The following is an 18,516-nucleotide window of genomic DNA, read 5'->3' as shown; positions in this document are numbered from 1 at the left end:
AATCAAATAATACATGTTTGGGTATTGATGCGATTCCTTACCTTTAGCAGACTTACGAATCAGCTTTTTCCTGTAATTTCCGAATCGCCACAATTCGTTTCCAAATCGTCTTATCTTCAATGCGGGCAAATCCTCCGATTCCTGGAGCTGTGTTTACCTCAAATAACCTAGGATTTCCTTCACGATTTAACCCAAAATCAATCCCATATTCCCTGTTTGGGAAATAGGTTGCAATTACTTCCGCTGCTTTGATAGAGACTTCCTTTAAACAATTTATGACATCCATTTTCGTTGAATCATCCATTTTTGAATGGAGCATCAATAATTCTTCCATCGATCGTACATATGCCCCCCGATGGGTATTGGCAATCCCATGATCCTTTGTTTCTGCTATACCAATCTTGCCATACATTCCTCCTATCACCCACTCTCCTTCTAGATTCTGAACATGAACGCGAATGCTAAAAGGCTGTCCATTCTGAAGCCAACTCTTTACCCCCTCTTGAATAATATAGGTCCCGCTTAATCTCCCAAATTTGGTAAATGGATGCAAAAGCTGGTGGAAATCCTCTATTGCTGTAACACATTTATGGATTGGTTCACCTTGCATGGTAAAACCGGTAAAGCAATATTGCCCGTCTTTTCTTTTGTAAACTTTATAAATGGCTCTACCTTGCCCGGTTGAATTGTGCTTAACATAGACAAACTCATAACGACAAATAAAATCTACTAGGTTTTCAAGACTATATATAGTTGTTTCTGGAGTATATTTGGCTGTTACCGGATTTTGTTGCAATAACAAACTTTGTTTCCATTTCCCTAGGTTTTCGTTCACGAAATTCACCTCATAAGTAACTGATTATGGTAAATTATATGCTTGGTTTGAAACTTTGTGTGGATGGGAATGGGATCAATCAGAAATCGAGATACCTCGCATCCTTTTCGCTCTTAATATATTCATATACATATCCCGGTCTTCTAGCCGATAAAACATTGAAAGATTGGGGTGATAATTTCCTTCAATGATCCAAATATCACCTTGTGGGGTGAAGCCTATGTCAAATCCAATGATATTCTTCCCTGGAAGGTTAGCTTCAAGCTGACAAGCGGCAGTAATACATGTGGCCTCCATTTCCGATTCAAGTGTTTCTTTATTTTTATTCAATATGTTTGCGTCTCGAATAGCCTCTTCCAGTGATAGTAGTTTCTGGGCTATATTCGTAACAAAGAAATCTTGAGCAGCGACTTTCACAATTTTCCCAGTCACATGCCAGGTTGAATCATATGTTTGAACAATAACTCTTACATCAAGTGGACACCCATCAATCGACGCGAGTGGTAGGGTTTGCTGAACAATATAATACTTTCTTGGTAAAAGTTGTTCCTCAATAAAATGATACGTTTCCTCGAAGTTCGCCTTCAAGATTTTCTTTCTTCCAACATAGATTGCATACGTAAGCTGATTGTCCGAGGTAACCTTTAGAATCCCTCGGCCTTCCTGACCGACACAAGGCTTAATAATGACGTCATTATATTTCTGCAGAAAATGAGAAAGAGTAACTTTACTGAATAAATCCGTATTTGGTAAAAAGGAAGAAAGAGTACTATTTATATTAAGTGTATTGAACTGGCTCCACTTACTTTTAGGAAAATGCAAAACCGTATCTTGGATCCATATCCCTCCTTTTAAGTCATAAGCGATTTCAATCACAATCGTATTACATTCTGGAAAAGATTCTCCGAGCCGTTCTGCTGCTAAAATAGCTATGCTCTCGATTTTTTTAAAAAAATACATATAAAAATACTTTCCTGTCACAGAGCGAATCTTCTCCGTCTTGGATACATAGAGCCACTCAGCGGAAGGTAATTTCCGGTGAACTGTGACGAAATATTGGAAAGGGCTCTTGAGGAAGCAAGACTGGGATTTTCCAGGCTGAATGATATGATGTTTTTCAGTTAATTCATGACGAACCAGATGTTGATAAAGGTCTTCTTTGTTCATTAAGACCGTAAGCTTCGCCATCGAGAAAATCTTATAATGATTATGTTCCGTGGATATACAGATTTCCCCTCGGCCAAAAGCCGGTTTTATGACGATCGCTTTATATTTTTCTAAAAATGTAAATAATGAAGCTTTCGAAAATAATTCAGTTTCTAACAAATGTTTAGATAATTTTTTTTCAGAATGTAATATTCTATACTGGCCTATCCGGCCGCTGCTGGCCACCAAAATCCCACCCCTCTTAATTGTTCATACCCTATACTATTCATCTATAGATTTCTTTCTTGGATTTTGATAGCATACTAGGAGAAAAATATAAAAATCCCCCGGCAAAACTTCACCGAGAGATTCATGAACAGGACAATTACTGACAACCTAATGCAGTAATGGAACCTTGAGGAACAGGCGCTGCACCATTTTGATCAAAGAACCCTGTGATGACAAAACTTTGTACGTCATCATTTTCGGCCGTAGCAACCTGGTCTCTAAACACAGCTTCAAAAGGAAATTGTACATCGTTCACTAATCCAGTACCGGCAACTGTCACTACACAGTTCTGCCCCTCCTGTTTACAGGTAACAGAAGTGATTGCATTTGCAATAAAAACGAAGCTGTTTTCACCTGGTGTTTCCGTATCTGTAAATGATAATGATAGTGACGAAGTTCCAAGAGTAGCGACACAAACATCACCGATGTAAAGCAAGTTTCCTTCAACCGTTCCAGTCTGACCAGTGAATGTAACATTATTATTCAATGAAAACCCATTGACATTTACCCCACAAGGACAAAGTACACCCATTTATTATCCCCCCTTTTCTTAAGATACTTTAATATATTAATAGCATGAATAATGCGGCACAGCAGTTTGTCCATTTTAAGTAATAATATTTTCGAAGGAAAAAGGAGCTATTTCTTTTTCCGCAATTTAGCCGCTAATTCAATAATTGCCTGGCTGTACATATCCCCCTTTATAAGGACAATGGTCTTGTCATCAGCAATTCTTGATAAAAGCTCATAGGCCAGGGGACTATTCTTAAATGAATAGACCTGTCCGTTCAAGCCTTTTTTCACTGCCTGTTCAGCCATGATGCGTGCGTGCTCGCCGATTGTAATGAGAACATCCACACCTTTCTCACTTACTATTTCACCGGCCTTCTCATGAATAATATATCCCCAGGAGCCTAAATCTGTGATCGTCCCTAATACAGCCACTCTTTTTTTCGTTTTGCCAAGTTCATTTAACACATTGAGAGCTGCTTCCAATGATGTAGTGGTCATACTCCACGTATCATCCAAAATGGTCGATCCATTAATCCCTTCAAACACTTGAAGATGCTTATTTAAATTTTGAAAAGTTTTCAATCTATCCGCAATTTTAGGAAAATCAACTCCTATTTCATGAACTGCTGCAATTGCGGCTAGCGCATTATACACTTGATGTACACCAAATCCCGGTACAAACATCGGATAAGTATTTTCTTCGTATTGGAGAATAAATTGCATTCCATCCTTACAATATCGAATATCGTTAGCTTTATAATGACAAGACAAATCGATTCCTACTTTTATGATCCGTCCTTTAAAATTCTTTAAATCTAACTTTTTACTATTTGCATCCTCTGCATTTAAAATAAGTAGGCCTGCATTATTGAGGGCACTTACCATTTCTCCCTTTGCATGAATATAGGCTTCGAGCGTTTTACAATAATTCAGGTGGTGCGCACCTATATTCGTAATAATTCCAATTGTGGGTTTGAAATATTGACCTGCATTTCGTACATCCCCTGGCTCACCCACTGCTGTTTCAAAGACAGCTGCCTCTGTATCGTCATCAATGCTAAGGAGGTAATGTAAATGTGCAGTTCGTGAATTATTACTACTGTTAGTAGAAGTGACGTTTTTGTCTGCAGAGAGAATATGCCTGATCATTTCTTTTGTCGTGGTCTTTCCAGATGTCCCTGTAATTGCAACCACAGGAATTTGAAACAGGCTGCGATAGTAATGAACAAATTTCCAATATGCTTCTTCCATATTATTTACTTTTATTACGGTCAAATCCTCTGATTGTCCATTTTTGCTAAACACCTGATCTGTTACAAGTACTAAAGGGAAAAATCTTCTTAGACCTTCCCAATTAATGATCTTCTTACTTGAAAAAAGAATCGTATGTGATTTCTTAATTTGTTTGAGACGATAAGCACCAAAATGAATAATCACATGATCCGACCCTTGAATTAATTCACCTGCGATAGTTGTTCTTATTTGCCTAACAGAGAGGGGCTTCATTGTGATTTTTCACTCCTTTCACTTTCGACATAGTATGTTTTTATTACTCTTGTTGCTTGTACGATTAACCAGTAGTGGAGGCATTTAAGTATTCTGTCACAAAATTATATTTCCGGAGGTTGATTACGCAGTTAATTGCATTTAATTAGTTCCTACATGATAGATAACCATACAAAAAACGGCCTGTATCATAAATATATAACAGGTTGTTTGATCGAAGCTTATGTAGGGAGTGGAACTGTTTGAAAACGATTGTCTTTATAGGTACAAATAAATCTGGCTCAAGTAGAGAAGCAGTCAAAGCAGCTGAACGGTTGGGATACTTTACAGTTGTTTTCACAAATAAGGAAAAGCAATTGGAACAAAGGAAAGAGTACCCTGATGTGCATGAGATGATTTTTGTTGATACGAATAATCTTTCAGAAATGAAGGTTGAAATTAAGAAGTTAAGATTAAAAGGTAAGGATATAAAGATCATAGTCAGTTTTATTGATTCTAATGTTCATAGTGCCTCCGTTCTAAGCGATGAATTTTGTCAGAATCATACATCATCTGAAGCTATTGCAAAAATGGAAAATAAGGAGGGGACAAGATTTTTTCTAAAGGATCAACCTTATACGCCTGAATTTCTCATTATTACACAAGGTAATCCGATTCCATTTGAAACAATAGACGAAAAGCTTACATTCCCAGTCATTATGAAATCCTCGAAATCAACAGGTTCTAAAGACGTGCTATTCGTGGAAACAAAAGAACACTTAGAAAAACAGTTCGTAAAACTGCAAGAAAAGAATCCAGACGAAACCATTATTATTGAAGAATATATCGATGGAAACCAATATTTAGTCGAGGCACTCATATATAACAACCAGATTATGATTGCCGGGATTATCGAACAAGAAATTACCCAGGGTAAAAGATTTATCATTACAGGTTATGGTGTGCATGCGGATGTCCCCAATCAGATCAAAGGAGGAATTGAACAGGTCCTGCAATCTATCATGGAACAATTTGGAATAAAGAATGGTGCCCTTCACCTGGAATTACGTTTAACAAATGACGGCTGGAAACTGATCGAAATTAACCCGAGAATTTCCGGGGGTGCAATGAATGAAATGATTTTAGCGGCATTTGGGTTTAATTTAGTAGAGGAAACCCTTAAATTATATTTAGGAAAGAGTCCATCATTAATACCGAGGTTTTCCAATTATGTATTCACACAGCATCTTATCGTTTCGAAAAAGGGAATATTAGAAAAAGTTACTGGAAAAAAGAAGGCAAAACAATCTCCGGGAATAATTAAAGTTTACGTGAAGCCTAAAAAGGGAACTAAGCTAACTCCACCATTGTCAATGGGTCATAGATATGCCTATGTGATTGCAACAGGAGCAAGTTTAGAAGAAGCTAAACGTCTCGCAAAAAATGCAGCAAGCGAGATTACGTTCCATCTGGTTGACGAAAAAACAGAATAATAAAGGACAAAAAAATTCCGGTTAGGTGCCGGAATCTTTTTTTATTGAAACTTTTGTTCACTCATAACCATTTGGCTAATGAAGAAATTCAGCTAAATGTTTGATCTAAAAACTTCACGATATCAAACATATTTGTCTTACTTGCCCCTTTTACTAAAATGGTATCATCTTTCCTAATCATCTTTCCTAATAACTGATTTAATTCATCCTTGTTAGTGAAATGGTAAACATTATTAGATGGGAAACCCTTTACTTTTGCGTGTACTCCCATTTCCTCTGTTCGAAATCCGTATGTGATGAAAATATCTATTTCTTTATCAACTACATATTCTCCGACTTTACGATATTCTTCTTCTCTTAAGTCTCCTAATTCCCTCATTTGTCCAATAATTGCTATTTTCCGATGCCTTCCAATATTGGAAAGTACATCGATTGCCGCTCTAACCCCTTGAGGGTGGGAGTGAACGGTATCATCTATCAGAGTAATATTATCCCGGCAGTTATATATGGTCAATCTTCGTGGCGGCTTTCTAAAGAGAAGCCCCAATTTTATTTCCAAAGGCGCGAAACCTAAGTAATCTGCAACAGCAATGGCATTTAGAGCATTGTATACATGATGCTCCCCCAAAATAGGAATGAAAAGTGATATTTCCTGCCCTTGAAGCATCATTTTAAAATTCATCCCTGTATCATTATATTTAACATCATAGGCACGGTAGTCTGCGTCTGAATTGACACCGATGGTAATAATTTTTCCCTTAAAATTTTGGGTTTCTAATAAACTTGAATTAGGATCATCCTTGTTTAGAAATAGAACTCCATTTTGATCCATCCCATGAATTAATTCTGATTTTGCATGGGCCACCTTTGAAATATCACCGCCAAAATTACCCACATGGGCAAGGCCAATATTTGTCACAATACTAATATTAGGCTGGATAATGCTACAATGTTCAGTAATGACACCGGGATAGGCCATCCCATACTCTAACACAATGGCTTCATGAGCAGGATTGATTTCTGCCGCATGCTTTTTCGTATGTTCTGTTGTGTTCCAATAATCCTTTGATTCAAATATATTCCACTTCTTCGCTAAAATGGATGCAACGAAGGCTTTGGTCGTTGTCTTTCCAGCACTTCCTGTAATGGCGATAATGGGAATTTCCTTTTTTCCCTCCATTTTTCGCTGCTTTAAAGCGCTTATATTTTTTGTAATCGTATGTTGGTTCTTTGCTAGAAACATGGCATATTTAATCGTGTTTATCACTACATCCAACTCCAAATAAAAGGCAGGCGGACAACCCGGTCGCCAATTTACCTCATATATCCATAGTTTAGAGTTCTGATCTAATCCAACATCCACGCCAATTTCGTCAATGACTTCCCCATATTGAATCATTTGAAGCTCATCCAAATGATTGGCCAAAGACAAGGAAAAATGCTCTAGTGTTCGTTTAATATTAAACGCGTCTTCTTTAAATTCCTGTTCTAAAAAGGGGTCTAAATAATTGGTAAAGCCGCCATTGTTAATATTGGCAATAATGGATCCCATTGGAGCAATTCGCGGATAGATGGTGGTAATTACCCATTTCCCTTCCCCATCTTTCTGAACATGAAGTCTGAAGTCAAAGACTTGACCGGATTTGGTCATTGATTGGATATACGGTTGAATTATATAAGTTCCAGTTGCAAGTTTTGCCTCTATAAGATCATTTAGTTGTTGTTTTGAGTAGGAAATACTATCAGAATCCTTCTTTACCAAAAAGCCATTTTCACTTAATGAAATGAAATAGATTCCTTTTCCTTTTCTGCCATCAATCGGTTTAAATACAACCTTTTCAAATGCCATTACAAATTTGAAAAAATGCTCTGTATTTATAACAATTTCGGTCGGAATTAAGTAGTTTGCGAACTCTTTCGCTTCTTTTAATCGTTCATTTATATTCCATTTGTTACCGATTGAATGTGTAGTAAAGGGGATTTTTTCCTTTAACCTTTGAATAATCTCCTTTGAATTAGCTAATTTCTCAGGACTTCCCGCATTGTAGATGACATCTGGGAAAGGCATCATTCTCACTATCCATTTGCCGTTTTCATACACTTTCCCTCTAATGGTACTGTTAACAAAATTCACTGAGCCAGGAGAAAAGTAGAAAAACTTTGCTCCTTCTGCTTTAGCGACTGCCGCATAGGCATAGGACTTTATGACAGTTTTGGGGTCTTTACGGTGATGTAACATTCCTATCAATGTCATTGATTGATCTCCTTTATTTAATCTTTAAAACCTTTTACATTACATTCAATTCCACATCCATTTGTAACGGACAAGAGTTTACTATAGTGGTATTTGTTTTATAATTAGCTTATGGAATATCCCGGAAATTGACACTTCAGTAAAATGTAGTTTGAGGGGGTGGAAAGAGTGGAACCTTCTTATCCTTTTATAAAAAATAGTGACGATAAATTGTCGCCACTATTTTTTTTAGATTATTTCTTTTTCAGATTGTTCTTTTGTCTTTTAATGGATTGTCCGCGAATTTTTTTCAATAATTCCGATCCAATGCACACAAAATCCCGTTATTTGTCATAAAATATTATCACATAATAATATTTTCCCTCAAAAATGCTTTTACCTGTAAACGAGTTCCCTTTATAAAAATGAAAGATGCAAGCATAATTATTCCATTTTTCCCCCATACTAAGGAAAAAGATGAGGTGAAGAAAGTGGGTCTACTCAACTCATTTAATCAATGGAAAGAGACAAGGTACCAAAATCATGTGACCAATATGAAAGATCAAGGCAAATGCCCTGATTGTCAGGGACGGGGCTATACCGTGTATCCTTATAATGAATTTGCCTACTTTAATTCGTTCGAATGTCCGGGCTGTCAAGGCAGCGGTCATTATACGGATTGGGAAGAAATGCAATAGGAAAAGCGCAAGCAGCCCTGGAGCTGGAATATGAAAATCCCTTCAATGAAGGGATTTTTTGTGTTTACCTCTTTTTAATCAGACTTTGATAGACTTTTGCTGTCCTAACCTCTACTGTTATAGAGCCTTTATTTACAATTGCTTTTAAAAGTAACGGAACTCCTGTTGTATTTTTAAATCTAAAATCCTTACCGCCATACGAAACAGTTGCATCTCTTCCTGTCGGCACATAGCCTACCGGTAGTGAGTGATGATTTCTTTCAATATAATTTACCGCTAATTTGTCAATGGCATTAAAAAGGGTTGAAGATGTTTGACAAATACCTCCACCAATCCCATCAACCAATTTTCCATCAACAATTTCTTGCGCAGGTTGATAGCCATGCTCTTGATCACTTGGCCCCACAGTTGTATTAAAGGAAAATGAATCTCCGACACCAACAATAATATTATTGATTGCTTCAGCGGATAAGGATATATTTTTGTTTCTTCCTGCCACCCCACTTTTAAAATAGGTAGTAAATGTAGCGATCACCACTTCTCCGAGTTGTGCAGCCTCCTCAGGTTTATAGCCGCTCGTGGTAACATATAAGGGGATCTCCACATCCCCTCCTTTAGCAGAAACCTGGAAGATCTTATTAGCTAACTCTGATTCATCTAGAATGGTTTGTGGTGTACCTGGTATCACTTGACCATTTGCATCCAGCTTATCAAGCATCATCCTTTTATCATAACCTGGTGTTTCTTTCGTTCCTCGTGCAAGTTCTCTCGTCAAGGTTGCTATTTCCACTTTATATCCTTCAGCATCTTTTCCAAATCCTAAATCCTTTGTATTGAAGGTTTTAACAATGTTTTTTGTATTCGGATCAATAATGTTGACGTAAACTGGCTTTGCCTCCTCTAGTTTTCTCCTCTCTTCTTCCTTTTTCTTTTCTTCCATTTCTTTTTTCTCTTTTTCCATGACCTGCTGCTGTTCAGATGTTTTTGCTTTTGCCTTTCCCTCGTTTTCTTTCGTCGATTGTTCCGAACATCCTGTTAACCCGACTAAACTGCCTGATAATAAAATGATTAGTAACCTAGTAAACTTTATCATTTTCCCCCAACTTTTCTTTTATTTATTTCATAACCTGAATATACTATTGGACGATTTCAAATGGAATTCGTTTCATATTATTCTCCTATTCTATTCCATATTTCGCTTCCACTTTCCTTCCAATAAAACCGATAAAAGGAAAATACCCAGTTTGGACAATGAATAATTTTTAGGAATTAGTAAATAGTATTGAATAGATTTGTCAATTTTGGGAGGTGCGAAAATGTCTGTTTATGTTTATCAGACGTTTGTCATAAAGCAGGAAAAATTTAAGGAGGGTATTGAAAATTTAAAGGAATTGAAAAAATTCCGAAATGAAAATTATGATCATAAATTGGAGATCTTGACCCCTGTTTCCGGTAAAGATCATACATATGCACTGCTTTCTACCTACGATGGTTTAGCAGAAATGGAATTACAAAACAGAAAAATGTTTGAGGATGAGGAATATAAAGAACTAATTGGTTCCTTCTTCCTTGAATACATCGAACAAGGAAGTATGTATACGCAAATATACCGATCCCTTAAAGAAGGAAAAAGCGATAAAAAGAAGGAAAAGAAATAGGACGTAAAAAAATGAAAAAAGGGAAATTCGCCCTTTTTTCATTTTTCCATTTTAGTCTTGATCTAAAAGAGCCGCACCGGCAATTCCAGGCTTGGTCATTTCATAAATATTTAAAATAAGATCTAACTCTTCTTCAGTAAGAACGTCATGCTGAAGACATAGTTCGCGAACTGACCTGCCGCTAATGGTGGCTTCCCTTGCAATTCGTGCTGCGACTTCGTATCCTAGGTGTGGATTGACAGCTGTGATAATGCCTACGCTTTTTTCTACATATTCCTTTAAACGAGCCTCATTTGCCTCAATTCCTGCCAAACAGAAATCGGTAAATGACCGGAAACCATTGTTCATAATACTAATGGATTGCAGTAAATTAAACACTAGTACAGGCTCCATCACATTTAATTCGAGCTGGCCTGCTTCAGAAGCAAGGCAGATGGTATGGTCGTTTCCAATTACCTGGAAGGCAATTTGATTAATTAGTTCCGGCATAACGGGATTTACTTTCCCCGGCATGATGGATGAACCCGGTTGACGAGCAGGCAGGGAAATTTCGCCTAGTCCTGCACGGGGGCCGGATGCCATCATGCGGAGGTCATTTGCTATTTTTGACATATTCATCATACAAACTTTAAGTGAGGCTGAAACCTCCGTATAAGCATCAGTATTTTGTGTTGCATCAACAAGATGTTCAGCATTCACTAATGGCAGCCCGCTAATTTCTGCTAACTGTATGACGACATCTTTAATATATTTCGGATCTGCATTTAAACCTGTTCCAACCGCTGTTGCCCCCATATTTACTTCATATAAATGGGACTTAGACTGTGAAATCCGTTTCATATCTCGTTCAAGTACTCTGGAGTAGGCTTCGAACTCTTGACCTAACCGGATTGGTACCGCATCTTGGAGATGGGTGCGCCCCATTTTGATAACGTTTTCAAACTGTTTCGCTTTGCCTTTGAAAACCTTATGCATATCCTCCATAGTCATTAGCAGCTTCTCAAGTAAGTTAAGTGTAGCGATGTGAATAGCTGTCGGAAATACATCATTTGTTGATTGTGACATATTTACATGACTATTTGGACTTAAATGGTTATAGGCTCCTTTTTCGTGTCCAAGTAACTCAAGGGCACGGTTCGCAATTACTTCATTTGCATTCATGTTCATCGACGTCCCTGCCCCGCCTTGAATCGGGTCAACAATGAATTGGTCATGCCACTTTCCTTCTATTATTTCATCAGTCGCCTGGCACATGACATTTCCCAGTCCGCTATACAAGCGAGTAGTATTCATATTGGCAATTGCCGCTGCTTTTTTTACCATTGCGAGCGCTTTAATTAACTCTTCATGAATTCGATAGCCAGTTATAGGGAAATTTTCAACCGCCCTTAATGTTTGAATTCCATAATATACATCTGACGGTATCTCTTTCTTCCCTAAAAAGTCTTGTTCGATTCTTATTGTGTCCATTAGCTTTCGTCTCCCACTCTTTTATTGAAAAACCATGATGCTCATACAAAATAATAGCAGTTATATCCCCTTCTGTCTTCCATTTCACTGCCGAAAAGCGAAATTACTCTGTTGAAATAATAATCCACCCTATTCATTTTACTCGAGTGATTGGAAATAACCTTTCAACATGTTTAATCATCATAACAAGGCAACAGTAGTTGTAACCGCTTTCGCGCGATTCCATGGTTTTAATCCTGTCTAATGTTGTCGAATATGAATAAATTGTTGAACTTTGTCTAATTTTTTAATTCTCCACTATCTTATATTAATACTATATCCGTGTTATAATCATTTACAAATATTATTTCAATATTGTAAATTTTAAAAACTTAAGGATTAGGTTACGAAAGGAAGGATTAATCATTACATGTTGACCACAGCCATTGATTCCATACCACAACCAAAAACATATGGCCCGCTTGGCAATCTTCCACAACTAGACCTAGAACAACCATCACAGTCGATCATGAAACTTGCCTATGAATATGGACCCATTTTTAAACTTAAATTCCCTACTGGTACTGGAATTTTTATTTCCTCAGCAGAATTAGTAGAAGATGCATCCGATGAATCCCGATTTGATAAACTTGTCAACGCCCCTTTACAGAAAGTTCGCTCTTTCTCCGGGGATGGTCTGTTTACAAGCTGGACGAAAGAAGAAAATTGGCAAAAAGCTCATAATATCCTTCTGCCCAGCTTTAGCCAAAGTGCCATGAAAGGGTATCATTCGATGATGGTTGACATCGCCCTTCAGCTCATCCAAAAATGGTCACGGTTAAACTCTGACGAAAGTATTGATGTCCCGGAGGATATGACAAGACTTACGTTAGATACAATAGGATTATGCGGCTTCAATTATCGCTTTAACAGTTTTTACCGGGAAAAACCCCATCGTTTTATTAAATCTATGGGGCGTGCTCTAGATGAGGCCATGAACCAAAGTAATCGCCTTGGGGTTCAAGATAAACTGATGGTGAAGAAAAAACGCCAGTTTAATCGGGATATTCAATACATGTTTTCCCTCGTCGACCGCATCATTGAAGAACGAAAATCAAGTGATGACCATGACGGCGATGATCTTCTTTCCCGGATGCTTGATTGTGCAGATCCAGTAACCGGGGAAAAGTTAAGTGATGAAAATATCCGCTATCAAATTATTACCTTTTTGATTGCCGGACATGAGACAACAAGTGGATTACTTTCATTCGCACTATATTTTCTTATGAAGCACCCTGAGAAATTAACAAAGGCTTACGAGGAAGTTGACCGTGTCCTCACAGGGCCGATTCCAACTTACCAGCAGGTGCGCCAATTAAAATACGTCCGGATGATCCTAAATGAATCTCTAAGACTTTGGCCAACTGCACCACTATTTTCCTTGTACGCCAAGGAGGACACCGTATTAGCGGGGAAATATCCACTTAAAAGGAGAGATGTTGTCAATATTCTGCTCCCCAAATTGCACCGTGATCCGAATGCATGGGGTGATGATGTAGAAGAATTTAAACCTGAAAGATTTGAGGATCCCAAAAAAGTACCACATCATGCCTACAAACCATTCGGCAATGGCCAGCGTGCCTGTATCGGGCAGCAATTCGCCATGCACGAGGCAACACTTTTACTCGGAATGATTTTAAAACACTTTGAATTGGTCGATCATACAAATTACCAACTTAAGATAAAAGAAACCCTGACATTAAAACCAGAAAAACTAACGATGCAAGTTCGTCCACGTGAATCCCATTCCTCTGTTCCATTAACACAGGATGAAAGTAACAATGCGAAAGATTTGCACGGAATACAATCAATAGAAATGAATCAAACAATCGTACAAGCCCATAACACACCACTTCTTGTGTTATATGGATCAAATATGGGAACTGCCGAGGGGATTGCCAGGGATATTGCCTTGATAGCTCGATTCAAGGGTTTCCAGTGTGAAGTGGCACCACTTGATGAATATGTGGGCAGGCTGCCAAAAGATGGAGCAGTTTTCATTATTACGGCATCCTATAATGGAAATGCGCCAAAAAATGCCCGTAAATTTGTAAAGTGGTTAAAAGAGGAAGATTCAGAAGTCCTTACTGGAGTAAAGTACGCTGTTTTTGGCTGCGGTGATACGAATTGGGCAAGTACCTACCAAAGCATTCCTAATTTCATTGATGAAAAACTGACTGAAAAAGGGGCTACCCGCTTGGTACAAAAAGGACAAGGTGATGCAAGCAGTGACTTTGAGAAGCAGTTTGAGAACTGGCATGACCTTTTATGGCCCAAGGTATTTCATGCTTTCGGTATAGAAGTCGATGATCTCGCTAATCATACTGGCAAATCCTTAACGGTTCAATTCGTAACAGGGGAGCAGGAGACAGCCTCAGTAGCCGTGGCTTCTTCTAAGGCTGTTATACCCGCAGTACTGGCGCAGAATTCATCAGAGTTAGTAGAACGTGTATTAAAACGCTTTGCATTAGAGCAAAATGAACATCTAATTATTAGCGGGGACCGTGAAGCAATCACCCATCTACCACTTAATTTTCCTGTCCGTACATGGGATTTACTAAAGTTTAGTGTAAACCTACAGGAAACTGTCACACAATCGCAGCTTCACGAACTTGTGGAATTTACTGTCTGTCCACCGCATAAACGAGAATTAGAAATGCTACTCAATGAACAGGAATATGAGTTAAATGTGGTCAAAAAAAATATTTCGATGCTTGATTTATTAGAAAAATACCCGGCTTGTGAGCTTTCATTTGAAAGATTTATCGAGCTTTTATCTCCATTAAAGGTACAATAATCAATAAATGTGGTGCCCAAAATTCGGTTCTTTACAAGCTTTGGGCATTTCTTTTTTAAACCGTGAAAAATGTTTACACCCGAAAAGCCAGATTAAATTTTTTTAAAAGTTGACCGAATATTTCCCTTTCTTCTTCTGGCCAATCACCTAATAGTTCCGCTATTCTCTCCAAACGAGCCTGTTTATGATCGTTTAATTCCTTCGTTCCTTGTTCCGTTATTTGAAAAGAATAAGCCCTTCCATCTAACGGATCCGGGATTCTGGTTAAAAAACCCTTATGCTCTAAAGCGGCTGTTTGTCTGCTAATGGTGGATATATCTAAACCGAACTCGCCAGCCAAAGTCTTTACGCCAACTGCCCCTTTTGTCACTATTCTGCGAAGCAGCAAATAAGCTGACCTGTCAAGATTCCAAAGCTTTTTATTAGTACTAACGGCCGTAGTTCGTCTTATTAAGATTGCAAGTTCCAGTTCAATCGTTTCCAAAGCTTCATCATTCATTTTTTTCACCTCATTGTTAAACGTTTTCTTTAAATTATCATACCATAATCATTCCACTTATAAAGGTGACCAAGAAGAAACCACTATTGACGTAGTGGAAAATAGTTGTATAATACAATTATATAGTTTCATTATACAACTATTTTTCAAAAAGTAAAAAAGGAGAAATGCTTATGTCGTCAAAACCAACAACAGCACCACCAAAGATCCATTCTACTCCAGAAATAAACGGTAGCTTATTTGCACAGCCAAAGGCAATTTGGGCTGTTTTTTTTGCCTCTATTATTGCCTTTATGGGGATTGGCCTTGTTGACCCTATTTTACCGGCAATAGCCGAACAATTGCATGCATCCCATAGTCAGGTTACATTACTTTTCACCAGTTATAATGCAGTAATGGCTGTTGCGATGCTTATTACAGGTACGATTTCATCAAGGATAGGGATTAAGTGGACACTCCTCGCCGGAATTGTGATTATTGCCGTATTTTCTGCACTTGGAGGATTATCAAACGGTATTTGGACACTTGTCAGTCTTCGTGGCGGTTGGGGATTAGGAAATGCTTTGTTTGTCGCAACAGCATTAGCTGCCATTGTCTCTCTTTCAACAAGCGGCACTGCGAAGGCGATTATTTTATATGAAGCGGCGATTGGTCTTGGCATTTCAGTCGGACCGTTACTCGGGGGCTGGTTAGGTGCGATGACATGGAGGGGCCCGTTCCTTGGCGTTGCCGCCCTGATGGTCGTAGCCTTCCTCGGGTTATTTTTATTAATGCCCAAGGCTGTCCAACAAAAAGGTAAACAATCAAAGACGTCTTTATTAGACCCGTTCCGTGCCCTTAAACACCGGTCATTGCTTATTTTCGGAATCACTGCAGCCCTATACAATATTGGCTTTTTCACTTTGCTTGCCTATGCACCATTTGTTATGGGATTAGATGAACATGGGCTCGGATTCGTATTCCTGGGATGGGGCATCTTGCTAGCCGTTACTTCTGTTTTCATGGCTCCGAAACTTCAGCAACGGTTTGGAACGATTAAATCGATGTGCGCAATGTTAATTTTGTTTGCCCTGCTTCTTTTCGCTATGGGAATTTGGACCTCAACCCAATGGGTAGTCATTGCGGCGGTTATTGCTGCAGGTGCATTACTGGGGAATAATAATACATTGATTACCACCGCAGTGATGAATGCAGCACCTGTTGAGCGTTCAACCGCATCAGCTGCCTATAGTTTTCTCCGCTTTATCGGGGGTGCTATTGCCCCATTCATGGCCGGAAAACTAGCGGAAATTTTTAACCCTTCTGTTCCATTCATTGTCGGAGGCAGTTTTGTCCTACTCTCCGTTCTCTTTATTTTCATTAACAATAAACACGTTAAGCATGTTGATGATGCCGAAATGGGTCATTAATTATTTAAAGGATCTGCCAGTGCAGATCCTTTTTTACTTTAAACCATAATTTTACAAATATCATTGGTAAACTCTACAGGATCCTCAATTGGCAAGCCTTCAATTAACAATGCTTGGCTGTATAACAGGTTTGTATATAGCGTTAATTTCTCGTTATCTTTTTCAAAAGCATTCTTTAAGGATTCAAAAACCTCGTGATGGACATTAATTTCTAACACCTTGTCCGCTTTCACATTTTGGTTGTTCGGCATTGCATTTAGAATCTTTTCCATTTCAATTGAAACAGCCCCATCGGTTGTTAAACACACAGGATGTGATTTCAAGCGTTTTGATACTCTGACATCCTTCACTTTTCCATTTAGGATATCTTTCATAAAATCAAAGAGCTCCTTGTTTTCCTTCTCTTCTGACTCAGTTTCCTTGTTTACATCAGCGTCAAATCCCAAATCACCGCTTGATACTGATTTGAATTCTTTTTCTTTGTAAGCCATGACCATTCGAATCGCAAACTCGTCAATTTCTTCAGTGAAATATAAAATTTCATAGCCTTTATCCATAACCATTTCAGTTTGTGGAAGCTTGTCGATTCTTTCGTTTGAATCACCTGTCGCATAATAAATATATTTTTGCTCTTCCGGCATCCTTGACACATATTCATCCAAAGTGACCATTTTCTTTTCTTTAGAAGAATAGAACATTAATAAATCCTGTAATTCTTCTTTATGCATGCCATAGTCGCTGTATACACCATATTTTAGCTGTCTGCCGAATGATTGATAAAACTCTTCATACTTTTCTCGTTCATTTTTCAAAATATTAATTAATTCACTTTTGATTTTTTTATTAATATTTTTTGCAATTAGCTTTAATTGGCGGTCATGTTGCAGCAACTCTCTTGAAATATTTAATGATAAATCCTCAGAATCCACCATACCCTTTACAAAACTGAAATAGTCGGGTAGTAGATCAGCGCATTTATTCATGATGAGAACACCATTAGAATAAAGCTCTAACCCCTTTTCAAATTCTTGAGAGTAATAGTCGAACGGTATTTTTTCAGGAATATATAAAATGGCATTATATCTTACAGCACCATCCACGCTGATATGGATATGTTTAATAGGCTTATCAAACCCGTAATGCTTTTCCGCGTAAAATTGTTCGTAATCCTCTGTTGTCAAATCCTTCTTGTTTTTCCGCCAGATTGGCACCATGCTATTAATCGTTTGTTCCTCTTGAACATCCTCGTATTCATCCTCGCTGCCTTCTTTAAGCCTGCTCTCGGTGACATCCATCTTAATTGGGTAGCGAATAAAGTCAGAGTACTTTTTGACAATACCCTTTAAGCGGTATTCTTCCAAATACTCATCGTAGCTTTCATCTTCGGTATTCTCTTTGATTTTCAAAATGATCTCAGTTCCGATTGCATCTTTTACGCACGGGACAAGCGTATACCCATCGGCCCCTTTAGACTCCCATTTAAATGCTTCATCACTGCCTAATGCTTTACTAATGACTGTGACTTCATCCGCAACCATAAAGGCTGAATAAAAACCGACTCCAAATTGACCGATAATATCATGGCCGTCTTTTACCTCATTCTCACTTTTAAATGCTAAAGAGCCGCTCTTGGCAATGGTCCCCAGGTTATTTTCTAGATCTTCCTGGGTCATTCCAATCCCGGTATCGATAATTTTCAAGATTCTATTTTCTTTATCGGCTGACACCTTTATAAAATAACTATCTTTGTCAAAAGTTAATGAATCATCTGTTAATGCTTTGTAGTAAATCTTGTCAATCGCATCACTCGCATTTGATAACAACTCTCTTAAAAAAATCTCCCGATGGGTATAGATGGAGTTGATCATCATGTCTAATAATCGTTTCGATTCTGCTTTAAATTGTTTTGTTTCCATTAAGACCTCTCCTTCAGCGTATCATTTACTTTTTCAT

General features: G+C 38.1%; 13 protein-coding genes and 1 pseudogene. 5 read left to right on the top strand and 9 right to left on the bottom strand.

All coding sequences use genetic code 11. From position 1 onward, the window contains the following. Positions 1-52: 52 nt before the first annotated feature. The 4 genes from RCG19_RS18880 to RCG19_RS18865 form a co-directional block, all read right to left on the bottom strand. Complete coding sequence (locus RCG19_RS18880; protein ID WP_308108361.1) at positions 53-835, bottom strand: YheC/YheD family protein; 783 nt, start codon at positions 833-835, stop codon at positions 53-55. A 75-nt stretch (positions 836-910) separates the two neighbouring features. Then, positions 911-2,227: a YheC/YheD family protein gene (locus RCG19_RS18875; RefSeq protein WP_308111030.1), complete on the bottom strand. Its 1,317-nt coding sequence runs from the start codon at positions 2,225-2,227 to the stop codon at positions 911-913. A gap of 139 nt (positions 2,228-2,366) precedes the next feature. Then, on the bottom strand, positions 2,367-2,801 hold the full coding sequence (locus tag RCG19_RS18870; protein ID WP_308108359.1) for a hypothetical protein: 435 nt from the start codon (positions 2,799-2,801) through the stop codon (positions 2,367-2,369). A 107-nt stretch (positions 2,802-2,908) separates the two neighbouring features. Further along, positions 2,909-4,288: a Mur ligase family protein gene (locus tag RCG19_RS18865; protein WP_308108358.1), complete on the bottom strand. Its 1,380-nt coding sequence runs from the start codon at positions 4,286-4,288 to the stop codon at positions 2,909-2,911. Between the two features lie 242 nt (positions 4,289-4,530). On the opposite strand from RCG19_RS18865, the gene RCG19_RS18860 reads away from it, so the two are divergent. After that, entirely contained in the window at positions 4,531-5,760 is a 1,230-nt protein-coding gene (locus RCG19_RS18860; RefSeq protein WP_308108356.1) for an ATP-grasp domain-containing protein, read from the top strand. Positions 5,761-5,848: 88 nt separating this feature from the next. Here the strand turns inward: RCG19_RS18860 and RCG19_RS18855 are convergent, their stop codons facing one another. Then, positions 5,849-8,014 (bottom strand): YheC/YheD family protein, encoded by a 2,166-nt coding sequence (locus RCG19_RS18855; RefSeq protein ID WP_308108355.1) that lies wholly within the window; start codon positions 8,012-8,014, stop codon positions 5,849-5,851. A gap of 461 nt (positions 8,015-8,475) precedes the next feature. Here RCG19_RS18855 and RCG19_RS18850 point away from each other — a divergent pair, with 461 nt between their 5' ends. After that, on the top strand, positions 8,476-8,691 hold the full coding sequence (locus tag RCG19_RS18850) for a DnaJ-like cysteine-rich domain-containing protein (protein ID WP_308108354.1): 216 nt from the start codon (positions 8,476-8,478) through the stop codon (positions 8,689-8,691). Between the two features lie 64 nt (positions 8,692-8,755). On the opposite strand, the gene RCG19_RS18845 is transcribed toward RCG19_RS18850, so the two are convergent. Beyond that, positions 8,756-9,784: a VanW family protein gene (locus tag RCG19_RS18845; protein ID WP_308108352.1), complete on the bottom strand. Its 1,029-nt coding sequence runs from the start codon at positions 9,782-9,784 to the stop codon at positions 8,756-8,758. 223 nt (positions 9,785-10,007) lie between these two features. Between RCG19_RS18845 and RCG19_RS18840 the strand changes: the two genes are divergently transcribed. Continuing rightward, positions 10,008-10,349, top strand: a complete 342-nt coding sequence (locus RCG19_RS18840; protein ID WP_166242024.1) for a hypothetical protein — start codon at positions 10,008-10,010, stop codon at positions 10,347-10,349. Between the two features lie 51 nt (positions 10,350-10,400). On the opposite strand, the gene aspA is transcribed toward RCG19_RS18840, so the two are convergent. Beyond that, on the bottom strand, positions 10,401-11,819 hold the full coding sequence (aspA, locus tag RCG19_RS18835) for an aspartate ammonia-lyase (RefSeq protein WP_308108351.1): 1,419 nt from the start codon (positions 11,817-11,819) through the stop codon (positions 10,401-10,403). 409 nt (positions 11,820-12,228) lie between these two features. On the opposite strand from aspA, the pseudogene RCG19_RS18830 reads away from it, so the two are divergent. Further along, positions 12,229-14,646 (top strand): annotated as a pseudogene (locus RCG19_RS18830) (cytochrome P450); the annotation flags it as partial. Positions 14,647-14,728: 82 nt separating this feature from the next. Here RCG19_RS18830 and RCG19_RS18825 read toward each other — a convergent pair. After that, a complete protein-coding gene (locus RCG19_RS18825; protein ID WP_166242017.1) occupies positions 14,729-15,154 on the bottom strand; it encodes a MarR family winged helix-turn-helix transcriptional regulator in 426 nt (141 codons plus the stop codon). A 173-nt stretch (positions 15,155-15,327) separates the two neighbouring features. On the opposite strand from RCG19_RS18825, the gene RCG19_RS18820 reads away from it, so the two are divergent. Next, positions 15,328-16,563, top strand: a complete 1,236-nt coding sequence (locus tag RCG19_RS18820) for an MFS transporter (protein WP_308108348.1) — start codon at positions 15,328-15,330, stop codon at positions 16,561-16,563. Between the two features lie 38 nt (positions 16,564-16,601). Here RCG19_RS18820 and htpG read toward each other — a convergent pair whose 3' ends face one another. After that, complete coding sequence (gene htpG, locus RCG19_RS18815; RefSeq protein ID WP_308108346.1) at positions 16,602-18,479, bottom strand: molecular chaperone HtpG; 1,878 nt, start codon at positions 18,477-18,479, stop codon at positions 16,602-16,604. Positions 18,480-18,516: the final 37 nt, after the last annotated feature.

The sequence above is a fragment of the Neobacillus sp. OS1-2 genome, from assembly GCF_030915505.1.
GTDB lineage: Bacteria > Bacillota > Bacilli > Bacillales > Cytobacillaceae > Neobacillus.
The sequence above is the reverse complement of the archived record's forward strand: the minus strand, read 5'-3'. Positions and strand labels throughout refer to the sequence as shown.